The following is a 17,247-nucleotide window of genomic DNA, read 5'->3' as shown; positions in this document are numbered from 1 at the left end:
CCACGTAAAACAACTTCGGTAACGTGGAATCGGTCCCCGCCTCCGCGCGGACGATGTCGGTTTACTGCACCTGCGCCTTCACAATCCAGCGATCCACTTCTTCTCCAGCAGTGCCAATGGCAGCGTGCCATTTTCCAGCACCACTTTGTAAAAGTCACCACCACATCGTCCTCGCGAAGGCGGGGACCTATTCCACGTTACCGAAGTTGTTTTGCGTGCTATGGGGCTGGCGCATGCGCCAGCACCTCCGCGAGGACGATGTGTGGTTTACTGCACCTGCGCCTTCACAATCCAGCGATCCACCTTCTTCTCCAGCAGCGCCAATGGCAGCGTGCCATTTTCCAGCACCACCTCGTGGAACTTCGGCAGGCTGAACTTGCTGCCCAGTGCGGTCTCCGCGCGCTTGCGCAGCTCCGCGATCTTCAGCGCACCGATCTTGTAGCCCAGCGCCTGACCCGGCCACACCATGTAGCGTTCAATCTCACTCCGGGCCAGTGCTTCCGGATAGCCCAGCGTATCGCGGTAATACTGAATCGCCTGTTCACGCGTCCATCCCTTGGCGTGCATGCCCGTATCGACCACCAGACGCGCCGCGCGCAGCATCTCGTCGTTCAAGTGGCCGAAATAATCTTCCGGCTTGTCGAACAGGCCCATCTCCTTGCCCAGCGTTTCCGCGTACAGCGCCCAGCCTTCGGTATAGGCGTTATTGCCGCCAAACTTGCGGAAGTCAGGCAAGTTCAATTCCTGCAGCAGGGCGATATGGAAGTGGTGGCCAGGCTGGCCTTCGTGCAGGAACAGCGTCACCATACCGGTGCTGCCGTACTGGGTTGGGTCATTCACCACTGACCAGAACACGCCGGGGCGCGAGCCGTCAGCCGCAGGCGCAGTGTAATGGTCGGACGCGGTGGCGCGGCTCAGCTCAGGCTCCAGGCGCAGGTCCAGCGGTGCTTTCGGCGTCAGGGTAAACAGCGCGGGCAGCTTGGTGCGCAACACGGCGTCGAGCTTCTTGTACACGTCAATGACTTCCTGCTCGGTCTTGAACGGGCGGTATTTGTCTTGCGCTGCCACCCAGGCTGGCAAACCGGCGGCAGGACCCGTGTAACCCATCTTCGGTCCCACGATCGCGTACTCGCCCTGGATGCGTGCTACTTCCTTCAGGCCGATCGCGTGGATCTGCTCGGGCTTCATGTCAGTGGTGGTTTGCGCTGCCACGTTCAGCTGATACCAGGCGGCGCCGTTCGGCAGCGCACTCCAGCCGGTGCTGGTGCGGGCCTTGGGCAGGTAATCCTGCTCCAGGAAGGCGGCCAGACGTGCCAGCGCCGGATTGAGCTTGATGTCGATCGCGCTGCGGTAGGCCTTGGTCAGCGCCGCCTTGTCCTTCGCGCTGAAGGCGGGCGGCAGCTTTTTGATCGGGGTGTAGAAGATGTTCTCTTCCGCTGTTTTGCTGACCAGCTTCTGGAACTGCGGCAGGGCAGACACCAGCGGCGCCTTTTGCATCACCACGCCAGTGCGCATCCCTTCGCGCATGTTCACGATGGCCTGATCTATCCAGGCCGGCAACTGGTTCAGCCGGTTCAGGTACGCCTTGTATTCCTTCACCGTGGTGAGGCGCTGGCCGGCTTCGCCACCGGCGTAGTTGGCCAGGGTGACGGGCATGCTCGACATCTGATTGATCGGCAGCAGGTGGTCTGGAATGTGTTCAAAGCTGAGCGCTGAATTGAGTTCGAAGTCCAGCACGTCGTAATTGGTTTGCGCACCCAGGTCCAGCGTCATGCGGTCGATTGCGTGCAGGCGCTTCTGGAAGCTGCGGTACAGCGCGAACTGGCGCGCACGCATGGTCGGCGAAATGCTCATGCCGATTTGGTCATCGAAGCGGTTGTCGCCATTTTCGGTGGCGCCCACGGGCTCGAAACGCGCCAGGGCCTGGTAATACTGGTCGGCGATCTGGTCCAGCTGCTGGCGGGCCTGGTCGGCCACGGCGCCAGAGACCTTGCCCGCCGGCGGCGCGCTGGTGGCGGTCGCGGGAGCAAATGCAAAAGTCAGGGCCGCGCACAAGGCGCTCAGGGTAAGGCTTTTCTTCATGCGGTTTTCCGGGTTGAGTAAGGAAGCGGCCACTAGGATACGCGATTCCGCGCAAGTTGGAATGCGATAGCCTTGGCTTATGGAATCGGGGCGGTCCGATTGATATTTTCGCTGTCGAACAGCCAAAACGAGGCGTATTATTTGCCAGGTATTTTTGTATTAACTTCTTCCTAGCCGGCAAGCTTGTTTAAACATGCCGTCAGGACCCGGCAAGCCGGGCTTTGTAGCGCGCCGCGCTGAAGCCATGCGCCTCTGCCATTAAAGCCGCTCCCTTCTGGGGCGGCTTTTTTATGTGCAGATTAATAGAAGCGCCAGCCAGGCTTGAAATCGCGTGGGATGGTCTCGCCTTTCAAGCGCGCCCGGACCAGTTCCTGCGGCAGCATGCCGCCCATCAGAATCTGGTCATGGAAGTCAAGCAGGCTCATCTTGCCTGTATCGACCAGCTCGCGCTTCATGGCACGCAGCTGCAGCGCGCCAATCATGTAGCCGGCCTGGTACAGCGGCGGGTAGTCGCCATTGAAGGAGCGGCGCACTTCGGCGCGGGCATTGTCCGGCTCGTGCCCAACCCGCTTGATCAGCATGTCCACCGCCTGTTCAGGCGTGATTTTGCCCATGTGGAAACCAAGCGAGAACAGGATGCGTGCGGCACGGTGGTTGCGCCAGAACATCATCCCGATGCGGTCTTCCGGCTTGACCGCAAATTTGCGCTCGTACAGCAGCATTTCCCAGTACACGGCCCAGCCTTCGACAAAGAAGGGGGAGTCGAAGGCGCGCCGTTGCGGCTGGTAGCGGTCAGCCATGAACATTTGCAGGTGGTGGCCGGGAATCAGTTCGTGGTGCACGGTCGCGCGCGAGAAGTGCGGGTTGTTGCCGCGCATCGTCATCAGCTTTTGCTCGTGCGTCATGCCGTCGGTGGGGTAGGACACCAGAATCGTGTCGCCGCCCAGGAAGAAGGGGCTGATCAGCTGCGCTTCGGGCGACAGCATATCCATGCGCCAGCTGCGCCGCGCCACTTCCGGAATCGTCACCAGCTTGTTCGCATCGAGGTAGTCGACCGCCTCTTGTGCCAGTCCGCGCACCATGGCGGTCTGCTCGCCCGGCGCCACGTACATGGTCTTGACCTTCTCCATGGCCGCGTGCCAGTCGTTCCCGTATCCCATTTCGGCAGCGGCCGAACGCAGTTCCGCCTCGCCCCACGCCAGTTCCTTCTCGGCCAGCGCCATCAGTTCTTCCGGCGTGTACGGGATCATTTCGCGCTGCAGTGCGCTGACCAGGCCATCGCGCCCAATCGGATCGCCCGTCACGTTCAGGCGCTGCGCGCTCTCTTTGCCGACCAGCCTTTCCTTCAGGCTGGCCGCATAATCGGTCATGGCCTTGTCCAGGTCCGCATACGGCCGCTTGACCCACCAGCTCAAGGTCGGATCGTAACCCTCGTAATAGGTATGCCATTCCTTCAGGTCGCGCGACAGGGTCGCGATGATCTGCAACGCGCGGTTGGCCACGCTACGCGAGGCCATCGGCTTGGCCGCGTTGATGTCGGCGCCGGCCAGCAAAGCATCGTGCGCCTGCTTGACGGTGGCCAGGCTCGCTTGCAGCAGGGCTGCGGCCTGCTGCCCGTTCTGCGCGCGCATCATGCGGCGCGCCTCGGCCAGTTCAATCAGGGGTCGCGCAAATGGCACCAGTGGCGCCGCCTCGGCATAGCGCTTGGTGCGCGCGCTGAGTTCGCGCAGTTCGAAGTCGATCTGGTTGCGCAGCATGACGTAGTCGATGCGGTCTTCCACGCCATAGCTGTCGAATGGCAGACCGTCGAGCGCCTTGCGCCATTGCTGGTAAAACTCGCCCAGCTCCGCTTCGCGCGCAACGCCGTTGGCGACGGTGTACTTGTGATCCAGGCTGGCGTAATCGAGCTGGTAGCGCTGGATCACGGCTGGCATGGCTTGTGCCTGCACCGCGAAATGCGCCAGCGGCGGAATCATTGAGGTGTTGGCCGCCGGTGCGGCAAGCGCGCACGGGAAGGCGGCGGCCAGTGCGGCCGCAAGCAGCAGGGGCGCGCGCATCAGTAGGTCGCCAGGGCGACCGGGGCGCCATTCTTGAAGGTGTAAATCGTCACCGCCGACTTAAGCATGTTACCGGCCGCGTCGTAGGCATAGTTGCCCACCACGCCCTTGTAGCTGCTGGCGTGCATGGCGGTGCCAACGACAGACGGGTCGATCGAATTGGCCGACTTCATCGACTGCGCAATGAACATGGTCTGGTCGTAGAACACGGCGGCATACACGTCCGGCGCCTGCTTGAAGCGTTCCTGGTAGCGTTTCTGGAAGGCCGGGCCGGCAGCCTGGCGTTCGAGGATCGCACCGCCTTGCGCGCACAGGACGTTTTCGCCCACGGCGTCGCCACCCAGCTTGACCATCTCCGGGCTGCACAGGGTGTCGCCGCCGAGCAGTTTGACATCCTTCAGACCCAGCGCGCGCATCTGGCGCACCATGGGCGCGCCTTGCGGCGCATAGCCGCCGAAGAAAATCGCATCGACTTTCTTGGCCTTGAGCGCGGTCAGGATGGCGGCAAAGTCAGTCGCCTTGTCGGTTGTGAATTCATGGCCCGCCACGGTCAGCCCGGCCGCCTTGGCCTGCTTGGCAAACTCCATTGCCACGCCCTGGCCGAAGGCGGTGCGGTCGTCGATCACGCCGACCGTCTTGAGTTTGAGCTGCTTGACGGCGTAGCCTGCCATGGCGCCGCCCAGCTGGTTGTCGCTGGCGACCATGCGAAATACATTCTTGTAGCCGCCTTGTGTCACCTTGGGATTGGTGCCCACCGTCGACATGATGATGCCGGAATCGTTATAGATGCGCGAGGCGGGAATCGCCACACCCGAGTTGTATGGTCCCAGCACAAAGCGCACGCCGGCATCGGCCAGTTTCTGCGCCACGTTCACACCGGCTTTCGGATCGCCCTGGTCGTCCTCGGACACCAGTTCGAAGCGCAGCTGCTTGCCGCCCACCGTCATCTTTTTCGCATTGAGCTCCTCGACTGCGAGGCGCACGCCGTTTTCGTTGTCCTTGCCGGCAAACGCGTTCGCGCCCGACAGCGGTCCGCTCACGCCAATCTTGACCACTTGCTCCTGCGCGCTGGCAGCCTGGGAAGCCAGCAGCATGGCAGCTGCGGCGATCGTCATTACGGTTTGATGCGACGGCATACGAGGTCTCTCCTGTGATCTGTACCAAAGGGCAATCATCGCACGATTTCCGGGTTCTTTTGTGCGGTTTTAGGCACCCGCGCCATGCGAAATCAGTTCAAGCGGCAATGCTGTAGTGAACTTTATTTGCTCCATAGAAAACGCCGAGGATACGCCCGACAGGTTGGCCGCCTTGATCAGCTTCTTGTAAAAGCGGTCGTAGCCGCCAATGTCAGTGGTGACCACCTTGAGCAGGTAGTCGACATTGCCGCTCATGCGGTGAAACTCCTGCACTTCGGGCAGGGCGACCACAGCCGCAGCAAAGCGGTTTAGCCATTTCTCGTCATGTTCGGTGGTTTTGATGCTCACGAAAACGGTGACCGGCAGCCCCACCTTGTGGCGGTTGACGATCGCGACCCGGCTTTCGATATAGCCATCGTCCTCCAGCCGTTTCAGGCGTTTCCAGCACGGTGTGGAGGATAAACCTACTTTCGCACTGAGCGCCGCGATGGACAGCGTGCCGTCGCTCTGCAGGGCGGCCAGGATGGCGCAGTCAAACTTGTCGAGATCGTGCATTCTGTTTTTGTGCAGTATAGGGAATGAATGTGCTGAATATACCCATATTGGAAGGAGATTTGGTAACTATTTTCCCTTTCCGGCCATTACCATATTGGCCATGATGAATGAAATTTACCTCGACGCCAACGCCACCTCGCCCGTGCTGCCCGCCGCCATTGCTGCTGCCGAGGCCGCAATGCGCGAAGGCTTTGGCAACCCCAGCAGCAGCCATTGCACTGGTCTCAAGGCCAAGGCCATGCTGGCTGCAGTGCGCGCCCGTGCCTGCCGCCTGCTGGGCGTGGGCGATGGCCAGCTGACCTTTACCAGCGGCGCCACCGAAGGCATCCAGACCGCGGTGCTGTCGGCACTGTGCGCGATTCGCGAGCGGCGCGCGCGCGGCGAAGCCACCGGCGACCTGCTCCTATATGGCGCCACCGAACACAAAGCCGTGCCGGAAACGCTGGCGCACTGGAACCGCATTCTTGGCACCGGGCTGGAGCTGCGCGTGCTGCCCGTGGATGGATACGGGCGCCACCAGCTCGATGTGCTGCGCGAACTGGCGCCGCGCGCCGCCATGGTCTGCACCATGGCCGCCAACAATGAAACCGGCGTCATCTCCGATCTCGATGGCATCGCTGCCGTCCTGTGCGCCTCGGCCAGCCCGGCCTACTGGATGGTTGACAGCGTGCAGGCGCTTGGCAAGCTGCAGCTCGACCTGGCCACCACGCGCATCGATTACGCGCCGTTCTCGGGGCACAAACTGTATGCGCCCAAAGGGATCGGCATGCTGTATGTGCGGCGCGGCGCGCCCTACACCCCCTTGATGTGTGGCGGCGGCCAGGAAGCGGGCCAGCGTGCCGGCACCGAAAACATGGCGGGTGTGGCGGCCCTGGGCGCCGTGCTCGAAGCACTGGAAGCAGGCGGCGTGTTGCGCACCCACGAAGAACTGTTTGATTTCCGGGCACGCCTGGCCGACGCCCTGCGCGCCGCCTTGCCTGGCATCGTCTTCAATGCGCCGTTCGGCAACGCGCTGGCCACCACGCTCAATTTTTCGGTGCCCGGCTTTTCCAGCAAGGAGCTGCTTGACCTGTTCGACGCGGCCGGTGTGCGCGTCAGCGCCGGCTCGGCCTGTTCGTCGGCCAAGGCCGCGCCCAGCTACGTGCTCGAAGCGATGCATTTGCCGCACTGGCGCTGCGCCGCCGCAGTGCGCATGTCCTTCGGGCCGATGGCGGATCAGGCCTTTATTGACGCAGCCTGCGCGCGCATTGCCCACTGCGGCGAAGCGTTGCGCAAGACCTGCCTGATTCCTTCCGCAGGTCAGGGCGAAACCAGCGACGGCATTGTGCAACTGAGCGTCGACGGCGCCTCCAGCTGGCTTATTTTCGATGCAGCCAGCGCGAGCTGCGCGGTGATCGACCCGCTCGCGCCCCTGGCACCGCGCATTGCCGATCTGATTCGCTGCCAGAACGTCCAGGTGCGGGCGGTGCTCGATACCGGCGCCGATGGCAGCGGCCGCGCTGCCTTGTTGCCGCTGCTGGAAGGCCATCTCGCGATGGCGTCCACCGCCAGCGCCATGCTGGGTCAACAAATACTGGTCCCTGCGCCGCACAGCGATGGCCTGGCCTATCTGTTTGGCGACGCCGCGGCCGATGGCACCCTGCCGGCACAGGCGGTGCGGTTTGCATTTGTGGGCAGCGCGCTGGCGCTCGACTTGGGCGGCCTGGTCAATGAGAGCACCATTGTGTGCGGCGCGCATGACACCGGTGCGGTGTCGACCTATGCCGGCGCCGGCAACGAGGCGGAAACGCGCTGGCATGGTCTCGATGAAAGCGCGCTCGACGCGTTCCTCAGCGCGCACCCGGCAGCCATGTTGATTGACGTGCGCGAACCGTTCGAGCATGTGGCGGCAGGCGCTGGCACCTGGCACGGGCGCCCGGCCTGCAGCGTGCCGCTGTCGCGGCTGGCAGACAGGGTAGGCGAGTGGCTGCGCAGCGACCAGCGTCCGTTGGTGTTTTTCTGCCGCAGCGGCGCCCGCAGCGAAAAGGCGGCGCGCTGTCTGCAGCGGCTCGGATATCGCAATGCCTACCATGTGGCCGGGAACCTTTCCTTGAACTGATTGTCTTAGTCAGCTCAATTCCGTTGGCGGTCTGTCCTTCCCGGGCAGACCGTTTTTTTTCGCTTGCCGCGCGCTGGAGGACCCTGATGTGTTTGCTTGAATCAAGCATCCTTTCCCGCCGGATATTTATGCCAGCTTCTTTCCGTTTCCTGGGCTTGTAGGACTGTTCTGTGTTCGTTGGCGCACAGTCGCGACGGGGGTGTCGTTTTACTATGGAAACAGCCGTCCCACCCGGCCGCAACTCGCTGTCACCGCAGTGTGTTGGCTATTCACGCCCACGCGAGGTCCCTGTTGAACGACGAAAAAACCATCCTGGCGGACACGCTCCATACCTGGGGCAACCCCCTCGATGCAGACGCTGATCCTGCCGAAGAATTCCCCCTGCGCTCGGAACTGTTCAGCGCGGCGCAGATGGCTGCCCACGGCAAACATCTGGCCAGCCGCCACGTGCTGAGCAACAAAGGCGGCCCGGACAAGCTGCTGTCGCGCCTGAGCGAAAACGCCACCATCATTTGCGACACTTGTCACGAGCTGACCGCCGCCATCAAGGCCGGGCGACAGATCACCCCGGCATCCGAGTGGCTGCTGGACAATTTCTATCTGATCGAAGAGCAAATCCGTACCGCGCGCAGGCACTTGCCGAAGGACTACAGTAAAGAGCTGCCGCGCCTGTCGAATGAGGATGCCGACGGCACCCCGCGCGTGTACCAGATCGCGCTTGAAATCATTTCGCACGGCGATGGCCGGGTCGATCCAGAGAGCCTGTCGCGCTTTGTGGAAGCCTATCAGGATCACGCCACGCTCAAGCTGGGCGAGCTGTGGGCCATTCCGATCATGCTGCGCCTGGCGCTGATTGAAAACCTGCGCCGGGTGGCCGCGCGCGTGTATGACAACCGCACCCAGCGCGACCGCGCTAACACCTGGGCCGATCAGATGACGGAAACGGCCGAAAAGAATCCGAGCGATCTGATTTTGCTGGTGGCTGATATGGCCCGTTCCGGCCAGCCGATGAACAGCGGCTTCGTGGCCGAACTGGCGCGCCGTCTGCAGGGCCAGAGCCCTTCGCTGACGCTGGCGCTGCAGTGGGTGACCACGCGCCTGGCCGACGCCGGCCTCACCATCGAGCAGCAGATCCAGGCCGAAATCGGCCAGCAGGCGGCCGACCAGGTTTCGATCAGTAACAGCATCGGCAGCTTGCGCTTCCTGAGCACGATGGACTGGCAGGAATTCGTCGAAACCATGAGCGCGGTCGAGCACACCTTGCGCCAGGACCCGGCCGACACCTACGGCAAGATGGATTTCGCCACGCGCGACAACTACCGCCACGTGATCGAGAAGCTGGCCAAGCACTGCGAATTCACCGAGGTGCAGGTAGCGGAACAAGCACTGGCGCTGGCCATGGAAAACCGCGAGCCGGCGGCCGGCGGCCTTGATGAACGTACCCGCCATGTGGGCTACTACCTGATCGGCAAAGGCTTGCGCACCCTCACGCGCCGTCTCAAGGTCAGGAACGATCCCGGTGAAGCAGTGCGCATGAACGCGCGCGCCGCGCCCTTGTCGACCTATCTCGGTGCGATCGTCCTGTTCACGGCCTTGTTTACCGCCAGCGTGGTGCGCCATGCCTACCTGAGCGATGTCGACGGCCTTTTGCTGGTCGTGATTGGCGTGCTGGCCGCATTCGGATCGAGCCAGCTGGCGCTGGCGCTGGTGAACCTGATGGCGACCCAGCTCACGCGCCCGCATCCGCTGCCGCGCATGGACTTCAAAGAAGGCATTCCGTCGGACGCGCGCAGCATCGTGGTGGTGCCAACGCTGCTGTACAGCCGCGACAACGTTACCTCGCTTGTGGAAGGCATCGAGGTACGCTACCTGGCCAACCGCGACCCGAACCTGCGCTTTTGCCTGCTGACCGATTTTGCTGACGCCGACAAAGAACACATGCCTGGCGACGCCGAATTGGTGGGGCTGGCCAGCGAGTTGATCACTGAACTGAACGAAAAATACGGGCAGGTGGTCCAGCCGGACATCGTGGCTGACAATGTTGAGCCGCGCGTTGCCAATGAACGTTACGAACCCTTCCTGCTGCTGCATCGCCCGCGTAAATGGAATGCGCGCGAAAATGCCTGGATCGGCGAAGAGCGCAAGCGCGGCAAGCTTGGCGACCTGAATGCGTTCCTGCGCGGCGGTGCGCGCGACCGCTTCGCTGCCGTGGTGGGCGATTTGAACGGCCTGGCCAACATCCGCTACGTGATCACGCTCGATACCGACACCCAGCTGCCGCGCGACGCAGCGCGCAAATTCATCGCGACCATGGTGCATCCGCTCAATCGCCCGCAGATCGATCTGCAGGAGCGCCGCGTGGTGGAAGGCTACGGCATTCTGCAGCCGCGCGTGACCGCTTCGCTGCCGGGCGAAAACGCCTCGCGCTACGAAACGCTGTGCGGCGGCGAGCCGGGCATCGATCCCTATACCCGTACCGTATCCGACGTCTACCAGGACGTGTTCTACGAAGGCTCGTTCGTCGGCAAAGGCATTTACGATATCGATACCTTCGAAACCGTGCTGGCCAACCGCTTCCCGGATAACCAGATTCTCAGCCACGATCTGCTGGAAGGCTGCTACCTGCGTGCGGGCTTGCTGAGCGACGCCCAGCTGTACGAAGAATACCCGGCCCGCTACAGCGACGACGTCGCGCGGCGCCATCGCTGGACCCGCGGCGACTGGCAGGTGGCCGGTTGGCTGTTTGGGGCCGTGCGCGGCGCCAGCGGCAAGCGTGAACCGAATCCGCTGACCGCGCTGTCGCGCTGGAAGCTGTTTGACAATCTGCGCCGCAGCCTGGTGCCGGTGATGCTGACCACCATGCTGCTGGTGTGCTGGGCACTCATGCCAAAAACCCTGTTCTGGACCACTGCCGTGCTGGCCGTGATCTTCTTGCCGACCCTGATCAGCGCAGTGTGGGACCTGACCGAGAAGCCGCACGACGTGCTGTGGCGCCAGCATGTGTCCACCTCGTTCAAGAGCACGCGCCTGATGCTGGGGCACGCGATTCTGACCCTGGCCTTCCTGCCCTACGAGGCGTACTTCAGCATGGACGCCATTGTGCGCGCGCTGTGGCGCATGCTGGTCACCCGGCGTCACCTGCTGGAATGGAAGGCGTCCGGGCTGCACCGCTCCAGCACCGACATGGCCAGCAACTGGCGCAGCATGTGGTTTGCGCCTGCCCTGGCCGCGGCCACGGCGGTGCTGCTGGCGCTGTACCGTCCAGAAGCCCTGCCTGCCGCCGTGCCCGTGCTGCTGCTCTGGATCTTTTCACCGGTGGTGGCATGGTGGATCAGTTTGCCCGTTGAACGCGCGGCGGCCCAGCTGGAGTCGCCGCAGAAGGTGTTCCTGCAAACGCTGGCCCGCAAGACCTGGAGCTTCTTCGAAACCTTCGTGGTGGAAGACGACAACTGGCTCGCGCCCGACAACATGCAGGAGCATCCGACCCGCGTGATTGCGCACCGGACCTCGCCCACCAATATCGGCATGGCCTTGCTGGCCAACCTGACGGCCTGGGACTTTGGCTTCATTACGGTCGGCCAGGTGCTGCAGCGCTGCGAAGACACCTTGCGCACCATGGCGCGCATGGAACGCTACCAGGGCCACTTCTACAACTGGTACGACACCCAGACCCTGGCCCCGTTGCATCCGATGTATGTGTCCACCGTCGACAGCGGCAATCTGGCCGGCCACTTGCTGACGCTCGCGCCTGGCCTGAACGCCCTGGCCGATCAGCCGGTGGTCAGCAAGCAGACCGTGGACGGTATCTGCATCACCTTGCGCGTGGTGCAGGAGCATGCCAATGACGCCAGTGCCGGCGTCAAGAGCGCGATTGAAGCCATGCAGGCGCAGTTTGCCAGCGACAAACAGGGCGCCACCGACACGCTGCCCGGCATTGTCAATCTGCTGACCCGCCTGAGCGCGGGCGCCGACGCCATTGTCGATGCGATGAAGCCGGTGGGGGAACCGAATCTGCAATGGTGGGCCGACAAGCTTGCCGAGCAGTGCCGCGTGGCCCGCGCCGAGCTGCTGGAACTGACGCCGTGGATGACGACCTCCCAGGACAGCGTGGTCGACTCCAGCCTGACCCGCATTCCGACCCTGCGCGAACTGGCCAGCTTCTCGCTTGCCAGCAGCCCGGAATCGGACCTGGCGCCAAGCGAGCGTGAACGCCAGCAAGCGCTCAATGAATTGATCCGGCGCGGCAGCGAACGCGCTCAGCGCCGCATGGAGCAGATTGCCCGCCTGAGCGACGAGGCGCGCGCATTTGCCAACATGGACTTCCGCTTCCTGTACAACCAGACCACCGACCTGCTGGCCATTGGCTACAACGTGTCGGACCGGCGTCTGGACGCGGCCTGCTACGACTTGCTGGCCTCGGAAGTGCGGCTGTGCAGCTTTGTCGGCATCGCCCAGGGCCAGTTCCCGCAAGAGCACTGGTTTGCACTGGGCCGCCAGCTGTGCATCATCGGCGGCGAGCAGCTGCTGCTGTCGTGGAGCGGGTCGATGTTCGAATATCTGATGCCGCTGCTGGTCATGCCGACCTATCAGAACACGCTGCTGGACCAGACCTACCGCTCGATCGTCAACGCGCAGATCGACTACGCGCGCCAGCGCGACGTACCGTGGGGGATTTCGGAGTCGGGCTACAACACGGTCGACGCCAACATGAACTATCAGTACCGCGCCTTTGGCGTGCCCGGTACCGGCATGAAGCGCGGTCTGGCCGACGACCTGGTGATTGCGCCGTACGCCACCATGCTCGGCTTGATGGTGCATCCCGAAGCAGCCGTGGAAAACCTGCAGCGCATGGCCGAACTGGGCTTCATGGGCAAGCACGGCTTCTTTGAGGCGATCGATTACACGCCATCGCGCCTGCCGCGCGGGCAGAACTTTGCCGTGATCCGCTCCTTCATGGCGCACCACCAGGGCATGGGCTTCCTGGCCATGAGCTACCTGCTGCACGACCGTCCGATGCAGCGCCGCTTCGAGTCCGACCCGCTGTTCCAGTCCACCTTGCTGGTACTGCAGGAACGCGTACCGCGCGCCGGCGCCTTCTATTCCAACACGGCCGAACTGGCCGCGCTGCGGGCGCCCGAGCAGGAAGTGGTGATGCCAATGCGGATCATCACCCAAACCACGACGGTACAGCCGGAAGTGCAGCTGCTGTCGAATGGCCGCTACCACGTGATGGTCACCAGCGCCGGCGGCAGCTACAGCCGCTGGAAAGACCTGGCCGTAACGCGCTGGCGCGAAGATGCCACCTCGGACAACTGGGGAACCTTCTGCTATGTGCGCGATGTGGACAGTGGCCAGTTCTGGTCCACAGCGTACCAGCCGACTATGGTCGAGCCGAAGAAATACGAAGTCATCTTCTCGGAAGGGCGGGCCGAGTTCCGCCGTCACGACCGCGGCCTCGACCTGTACACCGAAATCGTGGTGTCGCCGGAAGACGATATCGAAATGCGGCGTACCCGCATTACCAACAAGTCGAGCGTAAAACGCACGATTGAATTCACCAGCTATGCCGAAGTGGTGATGGCGCCGGCAGCAGCAGATTCTGCCCACCCCGCGTTCCAGAAGCTGTTCGTGCAGACTGAAATTCTGCGCAACGAGAATGCCATTCTGTGCACCCGCCGTCCGCGCGCCAAGGATGAGCAGATGCCGTGGCTGCTGAACCTGATGACGGTGCACGATGGTGCACTTCTAGATGTGTCGTTTGAAACCAGCCGCAGCGAGTTCCTCGGCCGCGGCAACAGCACGGTCGCGCCCCGTGCGATGCAGGAAGCGGCGCCGCTCGGTGGCATGGAAGGCTCGGTGCTCGACCCGATCGTGGCGATACGCTACAAGGTCACGCTGGAGCCGGATCAGGTGGTGACGCTGGACGTGGTGACCGGTATGACCGAAACGCGCGAAGCGGCGCTGCACCTGATCGACAAGTATCAGGACCGCCACCTGGCCGACCGCGTGTTCGAACTGGCCTGGACGCACAGCCAGGTGGTGCTGCGCCAGCTCAACGCCACCGAATCGGACGCTCAGCTGTACAGCCGTCTGGCCAGCACCGTGATCTACCCGAATGCCACGCTGCGCGCCGAACCGGCGATTTTGATTCGCAACCAGCGCGGCCAGTCCGGGCTGTGGGCGTACGCCATTTCGGGCGACCTGCCGATTGTGCTCATGCAGATCAAGGATCCGGCCAATATCGATCTGGCGCGCCAGATGGTGCAGGCGCACGCTTACTGGCGCCTGAAGGGGCTGGTGGTGGATCTGGTGATCTGGTACGAAGACCAGTCGGGCTACCGCCAGGCCTTGCACGACCAGATCATGGGGCTGATCGCGTCCGGCATCGATGCGCAGGCAATTGACCGTCCGGGTGGCATTTTCGTGCGCCTGCTCGATCAGATTTCGCCGGAAGACCGGATCCTGATGCAATCGGTAGCGCGGGCAATCCTGTCCGATAGCCGGGGCACCCTGGCCGACCAGATCAAGCGCGCCACGCCGATATCGCCGAAACTGGCGCTGCTGGTGCCGGAAACGCGCAGCGAGTCGTATCAGCTGCGCAGCGACCGTCCGCTGCTGCAGCGCGAGCTGATTCTCGATAACGGCCTCGGTGGCTTCACTGCCGACGGCCGTGAATATGTCATTCACACCAATGCAGGCACGCGTACGCCGGCCCCGTGGGTCAATGTGCTGGCCAATCCCAACTTCGGCAGCGTGGTGTCCGAAAGCGGCCAGGCCTACACCTGGAGCGAAAACGCGCACGAGTTCCGGCTCACGCCATGGGACAACGACCCGGTCAGTGACCGCAGCGGCGAAGCGTTCTACATTCGCGATGAACAGACCGGCAAGTTCTGGTCGCCCACCGCACTGCCGGTGCCCGCCAGCGGCGACTACGTCACCCGGCACGGCTTTGGCTACAGCGTGTTCGAGCACAGCGAGGAGGGCATCTTCAGCGAGCTGTGTACCTTCGTCGCGCTGGACGCGGCCATCAAGTATTCGGTCATCAAGCTGCGCAACGACAGCACGGTGCCGCGCCGCCTGTCGACCACGGGCTATGTGGAATGGGTGCTGGGCGACCTGCGCCACAAGACCGGCATGCACGTGACGAGTGAAATCGATCCCGTCAGCGGCGCCCTGTTTGCACGCAACCAGTACAACACCGAGTTTGCCGGCCGCGTGGGCTTCTTCCATGTGGAAGCGCAGAACCGTACCATCACCTGCGACCGCACCGAATTCATCGGCCGCAACCGCACCCTGGCCAACCCGGCGGCCATGACGCGGGCGCGATTGTCGGGCAAACTGGGCGCCGCTCTGGACCCATGCGCGGCGATCCAGGTGACGCTGGAACTGCAGCCTGGCGAGGAGCGCGAACTGGTCTTCATGCTGGGTGTAGGCGGGCGCCGCAACGCGGATGCCAGCGGCACCGTGCAGCAGTACAACGGCAGCGCGGCCGCTGCCGCCGCGCTCGACAAGGTACGCCGCCACTGGGACCACACCCTGGGCGCGGTGCGGGTGCATACGCCCGATCCGTCGCTGGACGTGATTGCCAACGGCTGGCTGATGTACCAGACCATTGCCTGCCGCCTGTGGGCACGCAGCGGCTACTACCAGTCCGGTGGCGCGTTTGGCTTCCGCGATCAGCTGCAGGACGCCATGGCGATGATCCACACCGAGCCGCACCTGCTGCGCGAGCACTTGCTGCTGTGCGCGGCCCACCAGTTCGTTGAAGGCGACGTGCAGCACTGGTGGCATCCGCCATCGGACCGTGGCGTGCGTACCCACTGCTCGGACGACTTCCTGTGGCTGCCGCTGGCAACCCACCGTTATGTGATCGGCACGGGCGACCGCAGCGTGCTGACCGAGCCGGCACCGTTCCTGGAAGGGCGCATGCTCAAGCAGGAAGAGGAGTCCTATTACGACATGCCGGGGCGATCCAGCCAGCAGGGCGATTTGTACGAACACTGCGTGCGCGCCATCAAACGCGGGCTGCGCTTTGGCGAACATGGTCTGCCGCTGATTGGTACCTGTGACTGGAACGATGGGATGGACCGGGTCGGCAACGAAGGCAAGGGCGAGAGCGTGTGGCTGGCTTTCTTCCTGTATGAAGTACTGCAGCGCTTTGCCGAAGTGGCCACCGTGTACGGCGACCACGCATTCGCCACCACCTGCCAGAACGAAGCCGTAACGCTGGCGCGCAACGTGGAGCAGCATGCCTGGGACGGCCAGTGGTACCGCCGCGCCTACTTCGACGATGGCACGCCACTCGGCTCGCACACCAATGACGAATGCCAGATCGATTCGATCTCGCAAAGCTGGGGTGTGATCTCGGGCGCGGCCGATCCGGCCCGCACGGCGTCGGCCATGAAGGCGGTTGACGAGCGCCTGGTGCGGCGCGACTACGGTCTGGTGCAGCTGCTCGACCCACCGTTCGATGACGGTGTGCTCAACCCGGGTTACATCCGCGGCTACGTGCCGGGCGTGCGTGAAAACGGCGGACAGTACACCCACGCCGCGATATGGACTGCGATGGCATTTGCCAAAATGGGCGACACCGAGCGTGCCTGGGAGCTGCTGCGCATGATCAATCCGGTGCAGCACGGATCAACCCCGAACGGCGCTGCCTTGTACAAGGTGGAGCCCTACGTGGTGGCGGCCGACGTGTATGCCGTATCGCCCCACATCGGGCGCGGCGGCTGGACCTGGTACACCGGTTCGTCCGGCTGGATGTACCGCCTGATCGTCGAATCCCTGCTTGGCATTGGCCTGGCTGGCAACCGTTTGTCGCTGGCGCCACGCCTGCCGGCGGACTGGCCTGGCTTCGGGCTGGACTACCGCTTCCGCGAAACGGTGTACAGCATTACCGTCACGGCCGGCGCCAGCGCCTCGCTGACTGTGGACGGGCAGCGCATCGACGGCAATGTCATCACCATGGAAGACGACAAGCAGGTGCACAAGGTGGAGCTGCAGGTCGTGCGCAGCTAGTAATTACCCTTAGAAAATGGTGAAAATGTTCATTTATAGACATTTTCATCATTTCCACCACATGCTGCCAAATACCCTTCCGGAATTCTCACCCAATTCTCACATCCGCAGAAGACCCGCGGGCAAACCCCTCCCTAGTACGTCTGATTGCCCACTGGGAATTTAGATTCCCGTAGGCTTAATTTATATCAATTTAATATCAATTTGAAAGGTAATTCGAATTTGTACGTCATATCCCCGTCACGCATAGTTGGGACAATTTTCAGATGTCATTACAACTCTAACGAACTCGGGGAAA

6 protein-coding genes are annotated in these 17,247 nt (G+C 63.0%); 2 read left to right on the top strand and 4 right to left on the bottom strand.

Annotated features, from left to right (window positions below):
• Positions 1–267: 267 nt before the first annotated feature.
• The 4 genes from BUC24_RS25270 to BUC24_RS25255 all read right to left on the bottom strand — a co-directional run bounded on the left by BUC24_RS25270 (position 268) and on the right by BUC24_RS25255 (position 5,830).
• Positions 268–2,082 carry a DUF885 domain-containing protein gene (locus BUC24_RS25270; RefSeq protein ID WP_073223328.1) on the bottom strand — a complete coding sequence of 605 codons (1,815 nt, stop codon included), beginning with the start codon at positions 2,080–2,082 and terminating at the stop codon, positions 268–270.
• A 299-nt stretch (positions 2,083–2,381) separates the two neighbouring features.
• On the bottom strand, positions 2,382–4,139 hold the full coding sequence (locus tag BUC24_RS25265; RefSeq protein WP_083599152.1) for a DUF885 family protein: 1,758 nt from the start codon (positions 4,137–4,139) through the stop codon (positions 2,382–2,384).
• Positions 4,139–5,275 (bottom strand): branched-chain amino acid ABC transporter substrate-binding protein, encoded by a 1,137-nt coding sequence (locus tag BUC24_RS25260; protein ID WP_073223327.1) that lies wholly within the window; start codon positions 5,273–5,275, stop codon positions 4,139–4,141. The genes BUC24_RS25265 and BUC24_RS25260 overlap by 1 nt, the downstream gene beginning before the upstream one ends.
• Before the next feature lie 69 nt (positions 5,276–5,344).
• Positions 5,345–5,830 (bottom strand): Lrp/AsnC family transcriptional regulator, encoded by a 486-nt coding sequence (locus BUC24_RS25255; RefSeq protein ID WP_073223325.1) that lies wholly within the window; start codon positions 5,828–5,830, stop codon positions 5,345–5,347.
• A gap of 100 nt (positions 5,831–5,930) precedes the next feature.
• Here BUC24_RS25255 and BUC24_RS25250 point away from each other — a divergent pair, with 100 nt between their 5' ends.
• Positions 5,931–7,928 (top strand): aminotransferase class V-fold PLP-dependent enzyme, encoded by a 1,998-nt coding sequence (locus BUC24_RS25250; RefSeq protein ID WP_073223410.1) that lies wholly within the window; start codon positions 5,931–5,933, stop codon positions 7,926–7,928.
• Between the two features lie 291 nt (positions 7,929–8,219).
• Entirely contained in the window at positions 8,220–16,949 is an 8,730-nt protein-coding gene (locus tag BUC24_RS25245) for a glycoside hydrolase family 94 protein (protein WP_307188478.1), read from the top strand.
• Positions 16,950–17,247 lie beyond the last annotated feature (298 nt).

Source organism: Massilia sp. CF038, assembly GCF_900129765.1.
Classification (GTDB): domain Bacteria; phylum Pseudomonadota; class Gammaproteobacteria; order Burkholderiales; family Burkholderiaceae_D; genus Telluria_A.
This window is presented reverse-complemented; position numbering and strand designations above follow the sequence as displayed.